This window comes from Solitalea koreensis (assembly GCF_900182575.1).
Taxonomy (GTDB): Bacteria; Bacteroidota; Bacteroidia; order Sphingobacteriales; family Sphingobacteriaceae; genus Solitalea; species Solitalea koreensis.
The window spans coordinates 424,150-445,028 of sequence record NZ_FXSZ01000002.1; the positions used below are offsets into that span (position 1 = coordinate 424,150).

Below are 20,879 nucleotides of genomic sequence, written 5' to 3' on the forward strand. Positions count from 1 at the left end.
CTATCTTCAATTGCTTCAAGCCAATTTCCGAATGTGTGGCAGTCACTTATTGCTCCTAAGATCAAATGATCATGCATCTTAACATGCTTCCTAATTTTCAATAAAAAAATCTTTTAAGTCTTTGAGTGCTCGAGGACTTTTAAAGTCCAATCCGTAGGCGGGTTTAGTTCCAAATTTAAATTCTCAACCGGCAAGCCTAAGCATCGGCTGCCTCACTAGAGACAGCCGTTATTTTTATCACACTTTACAATCTACTATTTCATTATTCTGATCGCAATGATTTGTTGGCCCACACTGATTTTGATCATATATTGACCTGAAGCCAGACTGGCTGCCTGCGCAATGTTAATTTGTCCCGAGGAAGCGGTTGCCTGTGATTTCATTACCAATCTATTATAAATCACATCATAAATCTCATAATTCACCGTTTGGCCTTCTGTTGCCATTGGAAGTTTAATGCTCAACACCTTGTCAAATGGATTCGGATAGGCTACGACTGTACTTTCAGCTGCAGGCAACGATTCCTTAGAATTGGCGTATAAATTCAGGCCGCATTCGCCCAGCTTATCTCCATGATTCAGGTGAGCCTGAACCGCACTCACCGAGATAGACGAGGTTGTTCCATTATGACAGATAAACACTTTATCTACTGCTGAACGAATATCCCGCACAATCACTTGCTTGGTGAATGTTGTAACACACCCCTTTGCATCTGTTACCGTTACCGTAAAGTCATGAACTCCTACAGCTGTTGGATTTACGACGGCACTCGCCGAAGTAGCCCCATTGGACCAGGCATAAGTATAAGGAGCGGATCCACCAGAGGCCTGAGCTGTAAGTGTTAATGACGACGGGCCATAACCTAGGTAAATCGTATTGGCATCACCTCCCGGATTCACCGCGTATACGTCGGCTACCGATGTAGTTATTGGGCTATTAACCGTTATTGAAATTTGAGCCGTAGAAGTATTTCCTGCCAGGTCGGTAACTGTCCAGGTAATAGTTGATATGCCCAAATTATAGCTACCACTTGCATTAACACCAGTACCTGTTCTGTTGGTAGCCCCGCTTATTTGATAACTGACCTTCTTCACGCCAACATTATCAGATGCAACAATATTGTCGACAGTGTAGCTTCCGTTTGGATTATAACATAAAACCTGATTGCTTTCAGCAATAGCAATCAATGGAGCCTGCGTATCGGTTACTGTTACCGTAAATGCACAAGTGCTGGTATTTCCTGCACCATCTGTTACCACGAAGGTATTGGTAGTGGTTCCTACGGGGAAAAAACTGCCGCTTGGCAAACCTGCCGTTTGGGTAGTAACTGCTCCAGTACAATTATCTGTTCCAACCGGTGCTGTAAACGTTACTACAGCTCCATTCTGACCATCATCGTTATCGGCTATAATAGCTTCAGGTGCAGTGATCACAGGAGCAGTAACATCCTTCACCGTCACAGGGAACGAACAAGTTGAACGATTGTCAGCTTCATCTGTGGCTGTTACGGTAACAATAGTGGTTCCTACGGGGAAAATGGTTCCCGGATTCTGGCTGTATGTAATTGTAGCCTGGCCGAAATCGTCTATAGCTGTCACCGCAAAATTTACGATGGCAACACATTGGTCAGCATCATTATGTACCACAATGCTATCCAAACATGTAATAACCGGAGCAGTAGCATCTTTTACGGTTACGACAACAGAATCAGATAAAATACTTAAGCCGCTATAATCAGTAGCCTTCAATTGGATACCATATTTACCAGGAGCGATATTTGTCCAATCCCATTGATATGGCGACTGAAATACAGTCGCTTTTTCCTCGCCATTAATATAAAACTTCACATTGGAGACATTGCCTTCCACCTTTGCTTTAATGGTCGTGGCGTTTTTTTCAATGGTACCAGCTTTCGGTTCAACTATGGCGACTGAAACCCCATAAACAAGGGTCCTGGTGCCGTCCCATCCAACAGCATAAATGGAGGTAGCTCCAGTAGGATAGTATACACGGGTTTTTGAGTTATCAGCAAATCCGGAACCCACCATGGTAAGACGTTTGAGTGCAGGTCCCGCATAGGTTTCATAAACTGCCACATTTTTCCAAACCGAATGATCAACGGTTACATAATTCTTATACCCGTTCAATTCATTGCTCACAAAGGTATATGCACAGCCCTCGCCGGGAACCGTACCTTGCACAGCCAATTTGTTTTTGTAAGCATTAAGGCTGTTTATAGATAAATATTGCAAAACAGGGCTTTCAGGCTTCGGATAGTTTTTTGACCTGATATAATTGCTTAAGGCAATACTATCTTCCACAGTAATTGTAATATGATAGGAGCCATAGTCTGTCATATCCCTATCCACGGCTCTGAGCATGCCTGTTTTTGTAAAGAATTCGGTTAAATCTTCCTTAACGGCGTCACAGGTGTTTTTCATGAAATTCAGAATCAATTGCCCGTCGCTAAAACCGCTTTGATCTTCCGTTCTCATTTTTTCCGCAATGTCTTTAAACCAGTCCTTTTTCTCCGGATGTACGTACTGATAGTAAATCACCAGCTGCCACAGGGGAATCAGTTTTACAAAATGGTCGGCGGGAGTACCGGTTGTCTGCCAGGTAGTGCCATTACCGCAATCCGGGCCATATTGATACAACCAGACTTGCTTTTTCAGTAAAGCATTGTTCAGAAAAGCATTGTACCGGCCACCTGGCATGCTATTTCCTGCCACACTACCTGATCCGCTTTCCTCAATGTTGTAGTAGCCGTCGCTAACTGTTTTGGTTTCCAGATAAGAACTTTGAGGGGCCATTTGATAGTTAACCACTGCCGAATAAATGTTATTGGTTACTTCGGCAGTGCCAGCCCATCTTAAACCAGGACGTATTTGGTTTACGTGCCCAAATTCATGTGCAACACCCCAAGGGTTGGCTAAAATCCCTGCAGGATCGCATGTAGCATTGGTACTGCCACTGAAATGAGCGCCTAGGCTTCCGGCAAACCATGAGAATGATTTTGTATCGGCTTCTCCAAACATACGGTTTCCGTAAAGTCGGTTATATTTATACAAGCCCATTTGCTCCCATTCTATATTCACGAGGCTATCATATAGTGCAACCAATGGCTTCACGTCATTTGGATTGTATTTGACTAATTCGCTGATCGGGTACAACAAATTCACATGCTTGCCCTTCAGATCAATCATTTCAGAAACAGGGCGGGCGGCAATTTCCCTCCACTCTTCCGCCGTAGTCGTGGCGATATCGTAATACCCATTCACCAATCCTGAAGCAATATGAACCTTCACTTTGGGCAATGTGACATAATCATCAGAATAGTAGCTAACATAACTGTTGCCGCCATTTGACAATGCCAATATATTGATACCATTCTTTAAAGGATAGGACTTAATTGCACCCGTTTGATAATTACGGACTTTTAACTGAACCGGTACAGTCGTCAGCCCTTCTGCAAAAACAATGGCTGTATCCTTCTCAGCGAAATAAATTCCGGTGGGGTTTTCAAATGGTGAATAGGATCCCGTTTTTAATTCATTTTGTAAAGTCGTGAGATTTTTAAAAGCCCCGTAGGATTGTATCCGGAATTTGGTATCGTAGGTTTTGTTAAGCATACATTGCGCTACCGATTTATAAAATCCGGTCGGCAAGCCATTGATATCCGCCTGGGTAACTGTTGCGTTCAAACCGCTCAAAAGATCGTCTTTAAATACCGTCGGATATGGGTTGGGAGTATTAATTGCGTCTTTATAAAACGCCATTTCACTGAATGCAACACTCCGTCCCGCATTGGCCGTTTTCACAATCATACGAATGACGGCGGGGTTCAACAGGGGCTGAGCAAAAACAACTTTTAAATCTGCAGCGGGTGCATTGAAATTAAAATCCATGATTTTGGTAAACTGACTGGGGTTATCCGCACTCGAGTACCAAATTTCTGTTTCCTGCACAGCGCCAACCATATCGCCATTGGGGCGTGGTGAATAAATGAGATAATCAATCTTGTCGGTACCTGGCGCCAGTGTATAATTAATGGTAACAGGAAAAGGATTAGTACTATACTGTGTATTGTAGTATGTGGAAGGATTACCATCAAAAGATTTTGAAATTTCAAAACCCGGCTGAAAGCTGGAAGAAGTAGCGGAAATAATCGTTTTTTTCTCCTCCATGTGCAAATCAGCCGAATATTTTGGATTGCAGCCGTATTCAGTAGCATCAGAAGGTTGAATTGCTGAAAGAAATTCCATCTCTCCACAACCAACCGGATTTAGGTTGCTTGAATTTACCACAATACGTACTGTGGCGGGGTTGATTAACCCATCTGGCCCGTTCAATGCAATACAACCACGCAGAGCAGATTGGTTGAAATCATAATCCAGCAACTTTATAAAACTTGAAGGGTCTGCTGTAGTTGAATAGTAGACAGATACACTACCGAAACGTTTCACCGTGGAGCTTCCAAGATAGGGCCAGTAAGCCAGTGAATCAATACGCCCCACCCCGCTAAAGTTATAATCAAGTGTAACGGGCAATACATTTTGTGCAACCGGCGAACTGTAGTAGTTGAATAAGCTGCCATCCACTGTGTTGGATAATGGTTTTCCTGTTTCAAATTGTGATGCCGAGGAACTTAAAACTGGAACGGGATAACCTTGTTGAACGATAGCTTGCCCTGGATTGGTTGGAGTTTCTGTAGTTTGAGTTAAACTTAGCTGTGCCAAACCAAGCAATGTACCCAAAGTAGAACTTCCGCCATTTACATTGGTTTGCTTTACCTGGATATAGTAATTACCAGTTTGCGGACATTTAAAATTAAAATTAAAAGGATACAGCACTTTTTGCTTGGTTGACAGGATGGCAGGAACGTCGAACGAGGCGATGATTTTACCTCCATATGGCGCATCCGAAATGCTGAAACGATAGGGAATGGATGAACCATTGGACCACCATTCATACAAACCAGAAAACTTATAAGTTTGGTCCTTTGTTAAACCAATGGGGGAAATTTTGGTTGAAGTTCCATCGCCTTTACCCAGACTTAGACTACCTCCCCAATAAGCAGCGTCCCATCGGTAACGGAATATGCTGCCGTTGAAATTGGTCCCATCGGATTTAGGATGTGTAACGGCTGTATATAAAACCACCCCGGAGGCTGAGCTATTGGCAGTAGCCCAGACTGCCCCTGTGTAGTTAGAGGTCCAGCCCCATTTATTAGGTTCTGAACCGGAGCCGGTTTTACCATTGGCGTCCCATCCGGCAATAAGATTAACCTGTGCCTGAGCCAGATAGCAAGTTACGGACAAACCAAATGCAATAAAAAGTGTAAAAAACTTTTTCATAGATAGATTTCTGACTATTGTTAAAAATAATGGAAAAAAAACCATTGTAATCTTTAGACATAAGTTCCCGAAATTTAAATTCAGGAGCTTATGTCTAAAGGTATGCGTATTCGCTGTTGCCGGGATTAACCATACTTAAGCCCGCAACACTACCAACAAAGCCTTAAGAACTACACTTTGTTTCATTGCACAAATGATACAGCAAGCGGATTTTTAAGTGTTTCTGCTTTTTGATTCAGATAGTTCATCCATGCCTCTGCTGATGTAATCTTTCCTGCTCTATCCCAAGCGGCTCCATTATAATACACTATCGAAGAGGGCTTATTCAAAATGGTCTCCGTTAGCAAATGCCCCTGTTTCACCATCATTTGTTTTACCGGAGTAGTAAAAATACATCCGACCCCGGTAGTGCCATTTTTAGACTCAACCGGCTCCCAATAAGTCATAATACCGCCCTTTTCATCCAATGAAATCAGTCCGTTTTCGGGTCTTTTTATAATCCCGATTACCAGGGGCAGCGGTTTAGCGTCGTTCCATGAATACTCAGCTTCTGTACGGCTCACTTGCGAGCCGGCATCTAAGGAAACAGTTTTAACAACATTCACTTTTCTACCTGAAGCCAGCCATTCGTCATAGCTCAGCTGAAAACTTGAACGTAAAGGGCCATTATCCAATACCTTCCATTTGGTATAATTTCTTGGGAACCAAATGGTATCATTAATATAAGGAGCCACATTGCCAGCACCCAACGTGTACCCGACATGGTAATGATCCATCCCCTCACCTTTGTCAATATGATAGGTCCCTGACTTATACCATTTATTCAGGATAAGAGAATCCGTTCGTTTAGTCCAAACGTCAACACCATAGGACATCTCGTTAGGAAATTTCTCCAATTCTCTACCATATGTACGAAAAGCGATTCGATCATTTTCCCAAGCAAAGTCATCCTTACGTTCAGGTACATACCGGGCAAACGTTTTAGCGCGGAAAACCTGATGTTTTCCTTTCACAAGTTTTAAGCTAAGAGTACCCTTAGCCGGCACACTTACCTGCACCAAGAGATTTTGCACGTGTGAAGTCCCCTTATATTCCAGCTGATAAAGAAGTTCTGCTTTGCTAACTACATTTATAACTTTAAAATTAGCGGTATCTACATCGGGGGACGCTTTTAATATATCGGACCATGAGATTGAAACAATCTCTTCTGAACGTTGAACGCCTAATGCGTTACTAATTTGTATCGTTTTCTGTTGAGCCTGTAATTGCAGTGCGCTATTTACAAGTAGAAGAGCAAATATTAACTTCTTTATCATAATTAATTTATCAGTTTATTTTAAGTTGTAACTTTTACCTGCTATGGTAGATAATTTAAGTTGTTTGATGGTACAGGCTTGTCCTGCTTTTGAACGCAGCGCTGCTCTTTCCAGTTCATATCAATCTCAAACCATCCCAGGCAATTTAAAAAAGAGCTTTAAGCTTTTGTCCCTTGATTAAATGCACTTCGTAAATATCTCCTGTCTTATTTACGTTTTTAACATTCCATTTCGGCGTTCTTCCATCAAAGTTGTCTTTTATCCGAACCGTTCCGGTTTTGCCTGGTATTATACTGAACCCTGTAGTTTTATTGTTTTTTCGAACCGCGGAGACTTTATATCCACCTTCGGCTCTTAGATTCGTGAAGGAAGCATTAGCCCATTTTTGAGGCATTGCTGGAAAAATATGGATGATACCAGTATTGACCTTGCCAGGCGTCGGGCTCCAGCTTTGCATCAGCATTTCCTGGACTGCCTGTGAGGCCAGAAAATTGCCTTCTAAAGTAAAAGGGCGATAAGTAAAATTCGAAAAACCACTTTTAGTCTGATCACCGTTGGCATGAAATCCGTTACGAAGAACAAAGGCTTTAAGAAAAAAATCAAGGTTTTTAATTGCGGCTTCTCCATCTCCTACCCTGGCCTTCAAGCAACTCATCCAAGAAAAAGTATACCCGCACCACAGACTTGTACCCAAGCTGTCCCAGTGGCTCAAACTCGCATCAATTATTTGTTTATCTTTTTCACCGCCTTCATCTGTAATTAAATTAAAGGGATACATTCCAATGATATTAGATAGATGGCGATGACTGCTTGTCAATTCATATTTAGCATCCAGCAGTAATGTCCCGTCTGCTTTAGTATGAAAATCTCCTAAAGCTGAAGCAGCCTCCGCCCATTTTTTCGCTTCCTTGCTTTTACCACAACTTTCAGCCATTTCCTGTAAAGAAAGGAATAGCATTTTTAAACTCATCAAGTCATAATTACTATTAGGTTCCAACCAGGCTTTTGGACTGTTATCGAATATTTCAGGCGATGAAGAAAGCGGCAATTTCAAAATGCCCTTATTATCTTTTTTCAATAAACCCAGCATGCATTCCCCTACCTCTGAACACCAGGGATAAGCTTTTTGCTGTAGAAACTCATCATCTGCGATATATAGCCAATGAAGATAAAACAAATGAGCGCTCCAGGCACTCATTGATGGCGACATACTGTATTGCCCCCATCCGCCCAAAGGTTGTCCCGAGTAAGACATCACACCTGGACAAGCTAGGCCAGTGGTACCATAAAAATCTTTGGCAAAAGCACGAAACAGATCACGGCGGTCCCAAAGAAAATTCAGATAAGAAGCCCCCTCATTAAAACGACCGGATTCCTGATAGGCCATATAAGTCATCTGTGTATTCAGATCATTATGATAATCTCCTTTCCAAGGTGGCAATGCGCCATTATCGGCAGTCCATACTCCCTGGAGTGGCATTGGTGGCGCATTTAAACGAGAAGCTGCACCATAAAAGTATTGGACCAGGTTATATTGCTTTTGAATTGCCGCATCAGGAACAGTAACGCTGGATTTCTGCCAAAAAGCATCCCACCATTTTACATGGGGCTTGCGCACAGCATTATATCCTTTGTTCAAAGCCAATGAACAACGTTTAGCCGCCAGGGATAGAAAATCATCGGCGTCTTTTGTGGAGGTAATAGTAAAGGCAAGTAAAGTTTCGTTACCGTTTTTCTTTGTTTCAATATATACACAATATTTCAATCCTTCGGCAGCTTCTTGTATGTACCATTGCGTATTCTCCGACTTCCCCTTTACCGCTTCCGGATAACCGAGTTTGCTGACAGATCCCCCGCTACTGGGCCCGCCTTGCCCTTTCGTGTTTTTATGATATACATCCATGGGACTTAAAAGCTTAATTTCATCAGGGACAGTTCCTTTTATAGAGAGGAGGGCAATCGGATCATGGGCGCTATATAAAGCGTTTATAGCTGCACCCGAAATAAAACGGGCAACTCCTTCTGCAGTCGCCTCCCTCAATTCAAACTCCTTTACAACTTCAGCATCCGGCAATTTTATTTCAATTCGGCCAGCAGGCAGTTTAGTTGGGCTTACTCCTCTGTAAGCAGCATCCCACCAAGAAGTTACGGTACTGAATTCCTTTTGGGCGATCATTTCCGCCCCTTTCTGATAGGTATATTTTTTCCACCATTCCTGTTCACCTGAGGTACGCTCATCCCATAAGTCGCCTCTATCCAAAGACAACCTGATGATATTATTTTCTCCCCATAACAAGCCACCCATTAAGCCATTACCCAGTGGAATAGCTTCATCCCAGGTGCTTATAGGAGCATTAAGAATCAGATTATAGCGGGCATCAGGTAGGTCAGGTGTTTGTGCACTTACTGCCAGACCGCAGCAGAGGTTAAAAAAAAGGAAGATGATGCTGAAGAATCTAGGTATATACATGGTTATATTATCTCAAATTTTACATCTGATTTGATGCGTTTAGTTTTCATCCTTCGCAAAACAGTTATTTTTAATTCATGGCCGATCATTTGGCCGGCCTCATGAATTAAACGATTTAGTTATGTAAATGAAGTAATTGTATCTAATATTCCACTTTATAATCTTTTTTAAACGGTTGGCTGTTCCATGCTTTTTTTGAAGTCCAATCAGCAGCCGGATCAGCCCAGAATTTATTATCAGCAGGTAAACCAAGCGACAAGAAACCAATAGTACAGATGTATAAACTGCCTGTTGAAGTATAAATATCAGCAACCATAGGTTGATGTCCATTAAAACCTAACACCAGCCAGCCATTGCTGTCAAAATTCTGATTGCCATCGAACATATTATGCATTACTTTTGTTAATGCGCATCGTACCTGTGCAGGCTGAATGTGTTCGGGTAGCTTTTCCATTAATGACACTTGGGCTAAAGCTTGGAAAGCGCCCGTGCGGTAAGTCATTGATCTGCCAAAAGCAGGAAAAGTTCCTTCGGGTGAGATGAACCGTTCCAAAAATTCCGAATAACGAACCATGCGTTTTAAAGCTAAATCATACTCTTCTTTACGCGCCAGTTTTTTATCGCTCATCACTTTGAGCATGTCTACCATCATTGGATGCATTACAAAAGAGTTGTAATAATCTAATGAAAATTTGGGACCATCACTATACCAGCCATCCCCTACATACCATTCCTTTACTTTGTGAAAAGCATATTCAAGACGCTGAGGGTCGCACTCCTCACCGATGGAAAGCAAAAAGCTTTCGGTCATTCCAAAAAACAATAACCAGTTATTATAAGAAGTTTTATGTTTTCGTAGCGATTTAAATTCATCAATAAATCTTTTCTTAGTTAATGAATCTAGAGGTTCCCAAAGCTGTTTGGGGGCATGTATAAAGGCTTGGGCAATATAAGCTGCGTCGACAATGGGTTGAAAGTGGCCAATAGAAATTGCATGCTCAATACTCTTAGCATCTGCCATGATATTCAAGTAGTCCGGACTTTCAGGATTGACCGCATTAGCAAGACCTTTCAGTAATTCCTCACGCAATTGCTTTCGCATCTTGCCTTCTTTTGTATTGTCATCAGGCAATGTCAACCAGGGGGCTATACCCGCCACTGTGCGACCAACGGCTTCAAGGTGAGTTACCTTAGAGGCTTCCAGGTAATAACCAGGTCCTTGTTCGATAGGCATATTTTTTCGCAGTGTTCCTTCAGCCAAATTATGTACTACCGGATAAGCAATTTTATAGAGCGTGTTACACCAGTACTCGCGGTCTTGGGCGCCGGTAGTTATGGTTTTTACATTTTGACTTTTTTTGCTTTGTGCAGTTGCATTTTGCTGCAAAGAAGTTGCAATGAAAGCGAAGAGCAACAGGCCACCTAATTTTATTGAAAATGTATGTTTCATTATGATAATAATAAGCCGATAGACCCTAGTTCATTTTGTTAGTAAGTCTATCGACCATATGAATTTATATTTTACAAATACCATTGCTTATAACGATGTAGCGCTTCCACAAAGTAATAATCGGCATAGGTTAATGGCACGTCTACTTCCGATTTGTGAGGCACAGCTCCTGCGCTATGCATAAGCAAAAAGCCTCCATTTTCGCCCAACTTTGCGCGGTAAGCATCTGAAGAAAGCGAACGGATGATTTTTTCGGCCGCGGATACATATTTTTTCCGCTCTTTCTTGGCTACGTATTGGCCAAGTTCTAATAATCCGGATGCAAACACAGCCGCAGCCGAAGCATCACGGTAAGTATTCGGGATGCCTGGTGCATTAAAATCCCAATAAGGAATTCCATCAGCTGGCAGATTAGGATGCTTTAACCAAAAAGCTGCAATTTTTTTTGCCTGATCTAAATATTTTTTGTCCTTAGAAAAACGATACATCATCGTGTATCCATAAAAACCCCAAGCTTGGCCACGTGCCCATGCCGATTCATCGGCAGCTCCCTGATCGGTCATTTTTTTAATTACAACTCCGGTATTCAGGTCGTAATTAAGCACATGGTATGAACTATTGTCGACGCGAAAATGATTTTTCAAAGTAGTATTGGCGTGAGTAATGGCTATGTCCTTGTATTTAGAATCTCCACCATTAGCTGAAACCCAATACAATAACTCAAGGTTCATCATGTTATCGATGATTACCGGACAACTCATAGTTTTACTAGAATTCCACGATTGTATGACTTTGATAGAAGGACGGTAACGCGTGGCTAAAGAAGTTGCCGATGTATCAATTGTGGTTTTATACGACGGATTCTTGGTAATACGATAAGCATTGCCGAAACTGCAAAACATCATAAAACCCAGATCATGGTTACCTGTAAAGTGTTTTTCTTTTTCCAGAATTTGCAAGCGGCGCTCAGCTTCGGCTTTAATCACTTCATCATTTGTATGCTCGTAAACAAACCATAGGGTACCGGGATAAAAACCGCTGCACCACCACTTGGTATCACTGGTTACAAGCTTGTTATTGTTAGCAAAATAGGTCTTCGGCATCACATCTGCGGGAGTGTTTTTCATAAGCACCTTGTACTGTTGAGCTGCAAAGTCAAAATTTTCCTTAATCAACTGCGTCATGTCCGATTGTCCGAAAACGCTTGCCGATAAGCAAATTGCCGATAAAGTACTCAATAATCGCTTTTTCATGTTGTAACCAAATAATATAAATTCAATTAATATTCTACTTTATAATCTTTCTTAAATGGTTGGCTGTTCCATGCCTTCTTTGAAGTCCAATCAGTCGCTGGGTCTGTCCAGAATTTATTGTCAGCAGGTAAGCCCAGTGGTAAAAATCCTAAAGTAGCCATGTATAAGCTTCCTGTAGAAGTGTAGCCGTCGGCAATCATAGGTTGTGAACCGCAAAAGCCCAACACCAACCAGCCATTGCTGTCAAAATTATTGCACTGATCATACATGCGGTGCATTACCGCACTTAAAGCGCAGCGCACCTGTGAAGGCTGGACATGTTCCGGTAATTTCTCCATCAATGCCACTTGCGCTAAAGCCTGAAACGCTGCAGTACGATAAGTAATAGAACGGCCAAATGCAGGATAAGTACCATCCGGAGCGATAAAGCGTTCTGAAAATTCTGAATAACGAACCATACGTTTTAAAGCCCTATCATACTCCTCTGATTTAAGTCTTTTTTTATCCACCAATACTTTATAAAAATCAACTAGCATCGGGTGAATTACGTATGCATTATAGTAATCGAAACTAAAATGCTCACCATCGCTGTACCAGCCATCGCCTTTATACCATTCTTCAATTTTATGTTTAGCAATTTCAATACGCGCTGGGTCAGCCTGCTCACCAATACTCATTAAAAAAGCTTCGTTGATCCCTGCAAACAGTAGCCAATTGTTATAGGCTCCGGTTCGGGTACGTAGGGCTTTAAATTCTTCTGCAACTCTTTTCTTGGTGAGGTCATCCAATGGCTCCCATAATGCTTTCGGCGCTCTTAAAAATGCCTGTGCCATATAAGCCGCATCCACGATCGGTTGGGCTTCCGTTCTAAAATTCAAATAATCAGGACTTGTAGGATTAACGGCATTGGCGATACCTTTTAATAAAGCCGTACGTAATTCCTTACGCATCTTTCCTTCTTTAGTATCGTCATCAGGTAAAGCTAGCCAGGGAGCCACTCCCGCCATGGTACGCCCAACAGCTTCCAGATGGGTCACTTTTTGGTAAGAATCCGGTTTTGCTCCAGGAGGAACTTCCACCGGCATATTTTTTCTCAACGCTCCATTGGCCAGGTTGAATATAACAGGTGAAGCCATTTTATATAATAAATTGCTCCAGTATTCGCGATCCTGAAGACCGGTGGTTAGAACAGTTTTTTCGCTTTTTTTCTTTTGAGCATATACCGAAGTATTGCTAAAGCCAAGCAAAACAATCAAAACAAGCATCATTCCACCTGTTCTTTTAAATGTTGTCATACTATTTATGATTATAGGAGTTTATGTTAATTACTGATCCTTTTAATTTTAAAAAGCTTGTTTCCACCCGGAGTTAAAGATGTTTGAAAAACAATTGATTCAGGCTTACTCTCTTTATTATAAACATATTCAAATGGAACAGACTGCCCGGTTATAGCATCTTCAACAACAAGAGCTTTTACTTTCGCCTTCTTAATTTGTGATACTACTGAAGACCATTCCACTGTTACTTTTTCATTCTTTTCCGATGCAGTAGAGTTAATGGCTACCACCAAGGCTGTGTTTTTTTCCTGATCAATGGTCATGCGCAACATTTCAGAACCTGCTAATAAAAATGCTCCAACACCATACACATCGGTATCATCGTAAGTCACTTTATCAGGAGCTGCACCCTGTGCCTGTACAAAACCTAGTTTACCATTAGGATGTATAGACGTTGTGAGGGCATCCCAGGCTTTAGCAACCACAGATGAGTATTTTTTATACGGTAAAAGACCTTGATTAATTCCCCAGGCTAAAGCATAACAGAAGAAACCTGTCCCACTGGTTTCCTTTGCCGAATATGAGGTTGGATCTAGTAAACTAGCATGCCAACTACCATCAGGTTGTTGTATGCTTGCAACTTTAGCCGACATATCTTTGAATAATTGGACAAATTTCTCTCTATCAGGATGATTTTTAGGCATTACGGAAAGAACTCTTACCAATCCGCCCATTACCCAACCATTACCACGACTCCAAAACACTTTTGCTCCGTTCTTCTCTTTTTTATTGAAGTAACGGCTATCTCTGTAATAAAGGTGTTCATCTTTATCGTACAAGTACTCCGTTGATTTCCACCATAACTTTGCGGTACAATCCAAATATTTTAAATCTCCTGTGGCTTCAGCCAAATAAGCTAATGCCGGAGGTCCCATAAACAAGGCATCACACCAGGCCCATTCACGCATATGAATTCCATTTTTCCATTCCAGACCTTCTGTATGTGGCAACATAGCAATGGTATCTGCTAGGGTCTTGAAGTCTTCAATATACCTTGGATCTTTATAAATGGTGTAAAGTTGTGAGTAGAGCTGCCCAACGCAATAATCATCGGCAAAGTGTCGGTACTTACCCACTTTCCATTTATTGTCTTCTCCAACCTGTATCAATTTTTTAAAATAAGTTTCGTCATTGGCCACCTTAGCCCAAGCCACCATGCCAGCATACATCGCCCCACTGGTCCAATCCTTTTTAGGATTTTTCCAGCCTTCTGTATCTAAGGTTTTCCATTGCCAATCAGCCACCCTTTTCATTTGATGGAAAATACTATCGGCTCGCAATGCATTTAATTCGCTTTGTGCATTGACTGTATTATTGAAAACAAGTACAAGAAATAACAAAAATGTTGATTTACGCATTCTTAGATTTATATATAGCATTTAATTTAATTACGTTGCACAGTCCTTTTAAACGGTTTACTGTATTACTCCTTTTGCTTATTTTATTTTACTGTATATAGTACAGACAACTGTATCATAATACTATCGGCATATTATGTGGGTCATTAATATTTAACATTCTTAGTAACGTTTAAGCTTTAATCGTTTCCGCTGTTCCAGATACAAGTCCTTTGGATAAAGATCAGTAGGGCTTATCGTTTCGAACCAATTATTATGCACATCATTTAACGAAGAAGGAAGATTAGTCTTTATACCCACAGCAACATTGTTCACTGATTGCTTGGAAGCATCATCATGAACGTTACAATAAGGCATATTTCTTTGAGCTGTTATGTTCCAATAAGTTTCATTAACGCTCAGCCCCCATGGTCCTTCATTGCCACCTGAAAGATAAAGTCGACTACCTATACCAGCATCTAAATTAGTAAAGAGATTGTTCCGCTGGTCGTGATTATGGTGATCAATACACAAATCGGTTGCTTTTCCGTTTCTAAAAACGTTAAATACACTTAAAGAACTTTCAACAGACAGGTCATGAGAGTATTTCCCTTTGATTTGGAAGTTCTGAATCAAGTTATATCCCCCATAAATGGTTATACCATGGTGCCCTTGTAGTTTTTGAGCATTTCGGTTGGCACCAAAATCCAATACCAAGTTTTCAATAGTAATATGGTGTGCACTTCTCTCCACCCATACACCAATATCAGTATTAGTTAACCTCACCGAGCGCATCCAAGCATTATGAACATTCCTGCCGAAAGCAATGCCATTGTAGCCTCGTTCGTGAAAATTGTGTCCGGCCCAGGCGCTATCGGGAAACTTAATATTACAATTTTGGATTCCGACATTTTCTATATTACCTTCAAAACGAATCATACCGCCCTCCCACGACCAATCTGATTGCTTTGGCCATTCCTGATTATAATGAGGATATAATTGTTCAAGTCCTTTCTCAAAATAAATTGTAGGAGGATGTGTTTTATCTCCTCTCAGGCAGATATTGCTTTTGCTGAATTGAATAGTATCTTTCAAGAGGTAAACACCAGCAGGAATAAACACCGCTTTATTGCGGCCACAGCTGGCAATTGCTTTTCTAAAAGCATTTGTATTATCAGAAACTCCATCGCCAACCGCACCAAAATCACAAACGTTTACACCAGTTGGAAAATTAGGTATTCCTGCATTACCACTTTTATATCCTGCTTTTGTAAAATCAGGAATCTTTGTTTTATCCCATTTCTCACCTTTTCTGCCCCATAATTGTGAATGTACCTGAGCATAAGAAAAACTTTTAACAAAAAACAAAAAAAATAAAATAACGATTCGATTCAGCTTCATGTTATTACAATGCTTATCCAAGTGTTAATTCTCCTTTATACAAGACACAATATGGTTTAGAACAAGAGGTACCGAACTCTAAAGATTTTTTGTCATTCTGATATTAGAAATGATTCTATTCATTTCTTTTTTATTCAGAATGACAAAAATCAATGAGAAAATTCGGGTTTATTTTACCAGCCTGGGTTTTGTTTTAAATTTGAAGAAATATTAATTTGTGACTGAGGAATCGGTAACAAATACATATTATCATTATACGGACAAGGAGGCTTAACAAAATCTCTTTCCTCGTAGGTATAATTAGTACCTAATGGGGTAATAGTTCCACTTTTTGGCGTAATTACCATCATACGTAATGGTTTACAATATGTGTCAGGAAGAATTTTCCAACGTCTGATATCATAAAAACGATGTTCCTCGAATGCCAATTCAATACGACGCTCATCGCGAATATAAGTTCGCATTTGATCTTGTGTCAAACCTGTAGGAAGATTAAACGGATTTAAACCAGCTCTTTTACGAATTTCGGCCATAGGAGCATAAGCTTCAGCAGTTTGTCCATTCTCATTCAGGGCTTCTGCATAGTTTAAGAGCACCTCTGCATATCTTAAGAATGGGAATAAATGCTCTGCGCCACCGGTAGAACCGGTAACATCTTCACTCATCATTTTACGGTTAAAGTAACCACTTTGAGTGCCAACACTTGTAAACGGAATGGTTAGTCCATCTGTTGGAGCATTTAAATACGTATATACCGGACCGAAAGTGCCAGAAGTAGTTTTCCAAGTAGCTCCATTATAAATAACAGAACGGTAAAAACGAGGATCACGACCTACATAAGGATTTTGCGGATCATAGCCCGAGGTTGGATCTGCAATCGGCTTACCATTAGCCATAGGGAAGGTATTTACATAATTGCCGTTAGGGGAAGTATGAAGAGATCCACCGCGGCTTTTAGGCAAATGTGAACTTTCATAACTACGATTACTACCTGAAAGACGCATGAAAATCATTTCCGGATTATTACGCGTTAAAAACACTTTATAAAAACCTTCGGCAGTGCTGTTATCATTGTTTGTTCCTAGCATTAGTGAGTACACACCCATATCAATTACGGCTTTTGCCGCATCTCGAGCTAAAACCCAACGATTTGGTGAATACTCTTTGTAACCGTATATCGCATCTTTATTTGCGGCCAATTGACCTCCATTAAATAAAGGGCTTGCTGCAAATAGTAAAACTCTGGCCTTCAAGGCTAGGCAAGCACCCTTAGTGGCGCGCCCATAATCCTGTCCAACATAACTAATCGGAAGATCAGCAGCTGCTGCATCCAGATCTTTGGTCACAAAATTCACACATTCTTCGTAAGTATTACGCGGTAAATTAAGATCCTCATTGACAGCCAAAACTCTATCAATAATAGGAACCCCTCCATAGGTTTTTGTTAAAATATGATAAAACCATGCACGTAAAAAACGAGCTTCAGCTTTCATTCTTTTTTTTCCTTTCGCGGATAATGGAGACTCATCTACACGTGTAATAAATAAATTAATAATACGAATAGCTTTATAAGTGTCGCCCCAAAGAGTATTAAATGGTGCCGGGATTGAGCTAGCCGTGTATGTACCATTTTGAAAAGTATTTGTAAAAGTACTCGGAACGGTAGTAGACCAGCGCTCGTCTGATTCGTCAGAATACTCCGACAAGGTATTCGAGGTGTTGATACGAGTCATATAACTTTCCGGTCCCAAACCACTATAAGCACTTGTTAATACCTGAACAGTTTTGATACTATCAGACCAAACATCTTCATCAAATATATCTGTTTGCGTATCATTGGTTAACACACCCTCTTTCTGACAAGCTAATAAAGCGAAAGCAAAAGCTGGTAAGATTAAATATTTAGAGATTTTCATGTTTTAATAATTTGTTGGATTAAAAATTAGCATTTAAACCAAAGCTAAATACTCGTTGTTGTGGATAATTTTCACCGCGACCGGATGGAGACTCAGGATCAACAATTTTTACCTTATCCCAGGTAAAGATGTTAGAAGCATTAGTATATAGACGTAAACTTTGAATACCAACACGTTTAATAACAGCAGGAGTAAGAGTGTATCCTATCTCAACATTTTTTAGGCGAAGATAATCACCTGAATATTGCCAAAATGATGATGCAACTCTATTAACTCCATTTGAGAAGTGTAATGTAGGATAAGTAGCAGTAGCTGCCGTTTCTGGTGTCCAACGACCTAAATGAAATTCCTGAAATTTACCCAAGTTGTCATAAACAAGTTCACTGTTTAATGTTAGGCTACTGTTCCTTGATCCTTGCAGCAAGAAGCTAAAATCAAATCCGTTATAATTAGCTCCAGCAGAGAAACCAAAAGTGGTATTAGGAATTATCGGATTTCCAATTGGGCCTTTATCGTTATCGTTAATAACACCGTCATTATTTAAATCTTTATATCTAATATCACCCGGCGATAAAACTCCTGTCTGCCTTGCGTTATTAGCATTTGCAAGTTCTTCTGCTGTCCAAAATCCTATAGCTGTCCATCCAAATGGTTGGTTAACAGATTGACCAGTAGCCATTAAATAATCATAGGCTTTTTGAGGTTCATCACGCTCCAACACCTTATTTTTAGCATAAGCCACATTTGCTTTCAGAAAATAGCCAACCTTTCCAATGTTATTGTTGTGGCCAATCTCTAATTCAAAACCTTTATTACTTACTTTACCCATGTTCATTTCAGGCAAGGTAACCCCAACAATTTGGCCTACGGTAGCCCGAGTAGTAATAATATCGTAACGGTAGTTATCAAAGTAATCTGCCGTAATGTTCAACTTTGATTTAAACAATTGAGTTTCAAAACCGATGTTTGATTTTCTCTCTTTTTCCCAGTTAAGGTTTGGATTACCAATTTTACCTTCTGCCAAACCAGTGTAAGTTGCATTACTTTCGCCAAAACTATAAGACCCCGAGTTAACGTAAGTGCTTAAATAAGCATAAGTGTCTAAAGCAATACCAATATCATCATTACCTACTAAACCATAAGAACCACGAATTTTCATGAAATCAATAAACTTCGCGTGGTTTTTAATGAATGGCTCTTCACTTAAGACCCAACCTGCTGAAACTGCAGGGAAAAACCCGAAATGATTTTGGTTATTAAAAGAGTTTGAACCATTGTACCCAGCATTCAACTCTAATAAATAGCGATGGTTATAATTATAAGTCATACGACCAACATATCCTAAATAACTAATAGGCCTATTAGATCCTACAAGCTTTGTATTTTGATTGTATAATGCTAATACACTAAGATTATGTTTACCAAACGTATTTGTATAATTTAATGATGTTTGAATATCAGTAATTGTTTTTGGAGCCTGATTGCCTGTAGATAATATATAAGGTCTCAATACTGGAGCAGCCGGGTTCCATAGTAAATAAGAAGCGTTAGTTGCATTATAACGATAAGTAGGATAATCATCTCTGTATAAATTCTTTAACGAATACTGATTATTTGAAAAAGCCATTTGTGCTTTAGCCGACAATCCTTTTAACAGAAAATCTAACTTATGAGTGGCGCTAACAGTAGTAGAAAGATCAGTTTGATAACTTCTGTCATAACCGGCTAAGGTTAATTGCGCTACCATATTCGGGTGCATATTAGTTTCAACCGGGGCACCATAAGAACCATCAGGATTGTAAATTGGGAACGAATAAGGAGCAGCACCAAGACGCATCAACTGGTTAAATACAGAGCGACCAGCCTCTCTAGGATGCGGTTGATTTACATTTTGTAGCTGAGAAGAAAGGTCAAGTGTTAAATCAAGATTCTTATTAACATTAATATCAACGTTGGAACGGAAATTATAGCGTTTAAAATAATAACCATTATCCGTTTCACTTTCTTTAAAGTTTTTAAAAATTCCACCTTGGTCTAAATAGCCCGCAGATACGAAATACTTAACACTCTCTGTACCTCCTGATATATTGGCATTATACTGAGTTTGCACCGAAGCTTTGTTCATCAACTCCTTATACCAATCTACATTTGGGTATACCTCAGGCATGTCTCCACTTCTAAAATGTTCCATATCCGTTTCAGAATATGGGAAATTAGCGCCTATTTTGTCATTTACATAACTCTCCTTTAATAAGGTAAGAGCATTATAAGAATCTAAAAACTTAGGCATCCGATTAACCATATTTACTCCAGATTGAGCACTAAAGCTCACTTGAGGTTCACCAGTTTTTCCGCGACGGGTAGTAATAATAATAACCCCGTTGGCACCTTTCACCCCATACACAGCGGTAGCAGAAGCATCTTTTAAGATAGAGATATTTTCTACCTCATTCATATCAATTTGACCGATACTTTCTTGTTGTATTCCATCCACAATAAATAAGGGACTCGTTCCTCCTCTAAAAGAACTAACCCCCCTGATTTGAAGATTAGCTGCATCTTTACCAGGCTGTCCGCTATTTTGTTGAGAGAAAAGACCTGGTAAACGACCAGCCAAAGCATTGGTTAAGTTAGCGGCAGGGCTTTGTCTAAGCTCCTTTCCACTTACAGAGGCAATAGCTCCGGTTACTGTAGGTTTCTTTTGCACACCAAAAGCAACTACAACAACTTCTCCTAAATCTTGAGCCTCCTCCTCAAGTGTTACATTATAAACTATTTTTTTATCCAATACTAATTCTCTAGTATTAAAACCGATTAATGTGAAAATTAATTTTCCGGTAGCAGGAGCATTTTTAATAGAGAACTTACCATCAGCATCAGTTGCAGCTCCATTAGTTGTACCTGCAATGATCACACTTACCCCTGGCAAAGGACCAATTTTATCATAAACAGTACCACTAACTGTTCGATTCTGTGCCATTACCTGTATTACAGCTAATAAACACACCATTAATAAATATATCTTCTTCATTGGAATTCTGT

10 protein-coding genes are annotated in these 20,879 nt (G+C 40.3%); all 10 read right to left on the minus strand.

Annotated elements, in window-relative coordinates:
* Positions 1 to 254: 254 nt before the first annotated feature.
* The 10 genes from FN756_RS04935 to FN756_RS04980 all read right to left on the minus strand — a co-directional run bounded on the left by FN756_RS04935 (position 255) and on the right by FN756_RS04980 (position 20,868).
* Positions 255 to 5,357, minus strand: a complete 5,103-nt coding sequence (locus tag FN756_RS04935; RefSeq protein WP_185955179.1) for a M60 family metallopeptidase — start codon at positions 5,355 to 5,357, stop codon at positions 255 to 257.
* Between the two features lie 182 nt (positions 5,358 to 5,539).
* The gene (locus tag FN756_RS04940) at positions 5,540 to 6,673 is read right to left on the minus strand and encodes a DUF4861 family protein (RefSeq protein WP_246085425.1); all 1,134 of its coding nucleotides are present in this window, start codon (positions 6,671 to 6,673) and stop codon (positions 5,540 to 5,542) included.
* A 145-nt stretch (positions 6,674 to 6,818) separates the two neighbouring features.
* The gene (locus tag FN756_RS04945) at positions 6,819 to 9,143 is read right to left on the minus strand and encodes a glycosyl hydrolase family 95 catalytic domain-containing protein (protein WP_142601987.1); all 2,325 of its coding nucleotides are present in this window, start codon (positions 9,141 to 9,143) and stop codon (positions 6,819 to 6,821) included.
* A gap of 142 nt (positions 9,144 to 9,285) precedes the next feature.
* Positions 9,286 to 10,593: a DUF2264 domain-containing protein gene (locus FN756_RS04950; RefSeq protein ID WP_142601989.1), complete on the minus strand. Its 1,308-nt coding sequence runs from the start codon at positions 10,591 to 10,593 to the stop codon at positions 9,286 to 9,288.
* Positions 10,594 to 10,664: 71 nt separating this feature from the next.
* The gene (locus FN756_RS04955) at positions 10,665 to 11,846 is read right to left on the minus strand and encodes a glycoside hydrolase family 88 protein (RefSeq protein ID WP_142601990.1); all 1,182 of its coding nucleotides are present in this window, start codon (positions 11,844 to 11,846) and stop codon (positions 10,665 to 10,667) included.
* A gap of 26 nt (positions 11,847 to 11,872) precedes the next feature.
* Positions 11,873 to 13,141 (minus strand): DUF2264 domain-containing protein, encoded by a 1,269-nt coding sequence (locus tag FN756_RS04960; protein WP_221929016.1) that lies wholly within the window; start codon positions 13,139 to 13,141, stop codon positions 11,873 to 11,875.
* Between the two features lie 26 nt (positions 13,142 to 13,167).
* Positions 13,168 to 14,541 (minus strand): glycoside hydrolase family 88/105 protein, encoded by a 1,374-nt coding sequence (locus tag FN756_RS04965; protein ID WP_185955180.1) that lies wholly within the window; start codon positions 14,539 to 14,541, stop codon positions 13,168 to 13,170.
* Between the two features lie 162 nt (positions 14,542 to 14,703).
* Positions 14,704 to 15,921, minus strand: coding sequence for a glycosyl hydrolase family 28-related protein (locus FN756_RS04970; RefSeq protein ID WP_142601994.1), 1,218 nt, complete (start codon positions 15,919 to 15,921; stop codon positions 14,704 to 14,706).
* A gap of 173 nt (positions 15,922 to 16,094) precedes the next feature.
* Positions 16,095 to 17,837 carry a RagB/SusD family nutrient uptake outer membrane protein gene (locus FN756_RS04975; RefSeq protein ID WP_142601996.1) on the minus strand — a complete coding sequence of 581 codons (1,743 nt, stop codon included), beginning with the start codon at positions 17,835 to 17,837 and terminating at the stop codon, positions 16,095 to 16,097.
* Positions 17,838 to 17,856: 19 nt separating this feature from the next.
* Positions 17,857 to 20,868 (minus strand): SusC/RagA family TonB-linked outer membrane protein, encoded by a 3,012-nt coding sequence (locus tag FN756_RS04980; protein ID WP_185955181.1) that lies wholly within the window; start codon positions 20,866 to 20,868, stop codon positions 17,857 to 17,859.
* Positions 20,869 to 20,879 lie beyond the last annotated feature (11 nt).

Bases quoted from the DNA above. Each gene is read 5' to 3' on its own strand.
- FN756_RS04935 (WP_185955179.1), bottom strand. From the start codon at position 5,357: ATGAAAAAGTTTTTTACACTTTTTATTGCATTTGGTTTGTCCGTAACT.
- FN756_RS04940 (WP_246085425.1), bottom strand. From the start codon at position 6,673: ATGATAAAGAAGTTAATATTTGCTCTTCTACTTGTAAATAGCGCACTG.
- FN756_RS04945 (WP_142601987.1), bottom strand. From the start codon at position 9,143: ATGTATATACCTAGATTCTTCAGCATCATCTTCCTTTTTTTTAACCTC.
- FN756_RS04950 (WP_142601989.1), bottom strand. From the start codon at position 10,593: ATGAAACATACATTTTCAATAAAATTAGGTGGCCTGTTGCTCTTCGCT.
- FN756_RS04955 (WP_142601990.1), bottom strand. From the start codon at position 11,846: ATGAAAAAGCGATTATTGAGTACTTTATCGGCAATTTGCTTATCGGCA.
- FN756_RS04960 (WP_221929016.1), bottom strand. From the start codon at position 13,141: ATGACAACATTTAAAAGAACAGGTGGAATGATGCTTGTTTTGATTGTT.
- FN756_RS04965 (WP_185955180.1), bottom strand. From the start codon at position 14,541: ATGCGTAAATCAACATTTTTGTTATTTCTTGTACTTGTTTTCAATAAT.
- FN756_RS04970 (WP_142601994.1), bottom strand. From the start codon at position 15,921: ATGAAGCTGAATCGAATCGTTATTTTATTTTTTTTGTTTTTTGTTAAA.
- FN756_RS04975 (WP_142601996.1), bottom strand. From the start codon at position 17,837: ATGAAAATCTCTAAATATTTAATCTTACCAGCTTTTGCTTTCGCTTTA.
- FN756_RS04980 (WP_185955181.1), bottom strand. From the start codon at position 20,868: ATGAAGAAGATATATTTATTAATGGTGTGTTTATTAGCTGTAATACAG.